Origin of the sequence: Kitasatospora sp. NPDC047058, from assembly GCF_040643935.1 — a bacterium.
Lineage (GTDB): Bacteria > Actinomycetota > Actinomycetes > Streptomycetales > Streptomycetaceae > Kitasatospora.
Genome location: NZ_JBEYVJ010000688.1, coordinates 1 through 2,531, shown reverse-complemented (window position 1 = coordinate 2,531; position 2,531 = coordinate 1). Strand labels below are relative to the sequence as shown.

Genomic DNA, 2,531 nt, shown 5'->3' with positions numbered 1-2,531 from the left:
GGGGGGCCGGCGGCGGGCGCCCCGCCCCAGCCCGCCCTCCCCCCCGCCCCGCTTTCCGCCGCCGGCGGCTACCGGTGGCGCGGGGCGCGGGCGGCGGCGAGCAGCTCCTCGGCGTGGGCGCGGCCCAGCTCGGAGTCCTCCAGGCCGGCCAGCATCCGGGAGAGTTCGCGCACCCGTTCCTCGTCACTCAGCACCTTGACGCCACTGCGGGTCACGGTGCCGTCGTTGGTCTTCTCCACCACCAGGTGCCGGTCGGCGAACGCGGCGACCTGCGGGAGGTGGGTGACCACCACGACCTGGGCGGTCTCGGCCAGCTTGGCCAGGCGGCGGCCGATCTCGACCGCGGCCTTGCCGCCGACGCCGGCGTCCACCTCGTCGAAGAGGTAGGTGGGCACGGGGTCGGCACCGGCGAAGACCACCTCGACGGCCAGCATCACCCGGGACAGCTCACCGCCGGAGGCGCCCTTGGCGATCGGCCGGGGCTGGGCACCGGGGTGCGGGGCCAGCAGCACCTCGACCTCGTCCACGCCGTGCGGGCCGTAGGCGACGGTGCGGCCCTCGATCTCGATCCCGGACAGGTCGTCGACCCGGCTGATCGCGAAGGTGACCCGGGCGTGCGGCATGGCGAGCTCGGCCAGCTCGGCGGAGACGGCCTCGGCGAAGCGCCCGGCGGCGGCCTGCCGGGCGGCCGAGACCTCGGCCGCGAGCACGGCCAGCTCGGTGCGCAGCGCGGTCTCCTGGGCACCCAGCTCGTCGATCCGGTCGTCGTCGCCGTCGAGCTCGGCGAGCCGGGCGGAGCCGCTCTCGGCCCAGGCCAGCACCTCGGCCAGCGAGTTCTCCTGGCCGCCGTACTTGCGCAGCAGCTGGGCCAGCACGGCCCGGCGGTCCTCCACGGCGGCCAGCCGGACCGGGTCGGCGTCCAGGTCGTCGGCGTAGCCGGCCAGGTCGCCGGCCACGTCGGCGAGCAGGTAGCCGACCTCGTTCAGCCGGTCGGCGAGGGCGGCGAGCCGCTCGTCGTGGTGGCGGACGGCGTCCAGCGCGCGGCGGGACTGGGCGAGCAGGGTGCCCGCGTCCAGGGCCTCCGGGTCGGCCGGGTCGCCCGCCAGTGCGGCGTGGGCGAGGGTGGCGGCGGAGGAGAGCGCGTCGGCGTGGCCGAGGCGCTCGGCCTCGGCGCCCAGCTCGACGTCCTCGCCGGCCACCGGCTCGGCGGCGGCGACCTCGTCGAGGCCGAAGCGCAGCAGGTCGGCCTCCTGGGCGCGCTCGCGGGCCCGGGTGGTGAGCTCCTCCAGGGTGGCGGAGACCTCGCGCAGCCGGCGGTAGACCTCGCGGTAGCGGGCCAGCGGTTCGGCCACCGCCTCGCCCGCGTACCGGTCCAGGGCACCGCGCTGGCGGGCCGGGCGGAGCAGCCGCTGCTGGTCGGTCTGGCCGTGCACGGCGATCAGGTCCTCGCCGAGCTCGGCGAGCAGCCCGACCGGCACGGCCCGCCCGCCGACGTGGGCCCGGGAGCGGCCCTCGGCGGAGACGGTCCGGCTGATCAGCAGCGCCCCGTCGTCCAGCTCGGCGCCGGCCTCGACGGCGCGGGCGGCCACCGGGGAGCCGGCAGGCAGTTCGAGGCGGCCCTCGACGACCGCGCGCCCGGTGCCGTTGCGCACCAGGCCCGGGTCGGCGCGGCCGCCGAGCAGCAGCCCGAGGCTGGTCACCACCATGGTCTTGCCTGCGCCGGTCTCACCGGTCACGGCGGTGAAGCCGGGGGCCAGCTCGACCACCGCGTCGTCGATGACCCCAAGATCCCGTATCCGCATCTCGTCCAACACGGAGACGACCTTACGAGGTTCCACCCCCGGCGCGCGACGAGTGACAACCTCACGCCCGCAAGTTCATCCCTTCCGGGAGGTTTGCGCCGCGGCGGGCACGGTGCACCAGCGCAGGAAGAACTGCGCGAGCGGGCCGATGGCCAGCGCGTACGCGACGGTGCCGACGCCGACGGTGCCGCCGAGCAGGAATCCGACCGCCAGCACCGTCAGCTCGATGCCGGTGCGGATCAGCCGCAGCGAGCGGCCGGTGCGCCGGTGCAGCCCCGTCATCAGCCCGTCGCGCGGGCCCGGGCCGAACCGGGCGCCGATGTAGAGACCGGTGGCCAGGCCGTTCAGCACGACGGCGGCGGCCATCAGCGCGGTCCGGGCCGGGAGCGTGCCGGGGGCGCCGACCACCCGCAGGGTCAGGTCCATCGCCGCGCCGATCACCAGCACGTTGGCGACGGTTCCCAGGCCGGGACGCTGGCGCAGCGGGATCCAGAGCAGCAGGACGAGGGCGCCGCAGATGGTGACCCAGGCGCCGACGGAGAGGCCGGCGGTGCGCTGGAGGCCCTGGTGGAAGACGTCCCACGGGTCGAGGCCGAGCCCGGAGCGCAGCATCAGCCCCATGCTCGCCCCATACAGGGCGAGGCCGACGGCGAGCTGCGGGAGGCGGCGGCCCAGGCGGCCGGTGTCGCCGAGCAGCCGGGCGGCGAGCGGGCGGCGCTCCGCCGCCGG

2 protein-coding genes are annotated in these 2,531 nt (G+C 76.9%); both read right to left on the bottom strand.

The window, feature by feature from the left end:
• Nucleotides 1-68 precede the first annotated feature (68 nt).
• The gene (gene recN / locus ABZ885_RS39335) at nucleotides 69-1,802 is read right to left on the bottom strand and encodes a DNA repair protein RecN (protein WP_360199725.1); all 1,734 of its coding nucleotides are present in this window, start codon (nucleotides 1,800-1,802) and stop codon (nucleotides 69-71) included.
• Between the two features lie 75 nt (nucleotides 1,803-1,877).
• Nucleotides 1,878-2,498 (bottom strand): hypothetical protein, encoded by a 621-nt coding sequence (locus tag ABZ885_RS39330; RefSeq protein WP_360199723.1) that lies wholly within the window; start codon nucleotides 2,496-2,498, stop codon nucleotides 1,878-1,880.
• Between the last annotated feature and the right edge of the window lie 33 nt (nucleotides 2,499-2,531).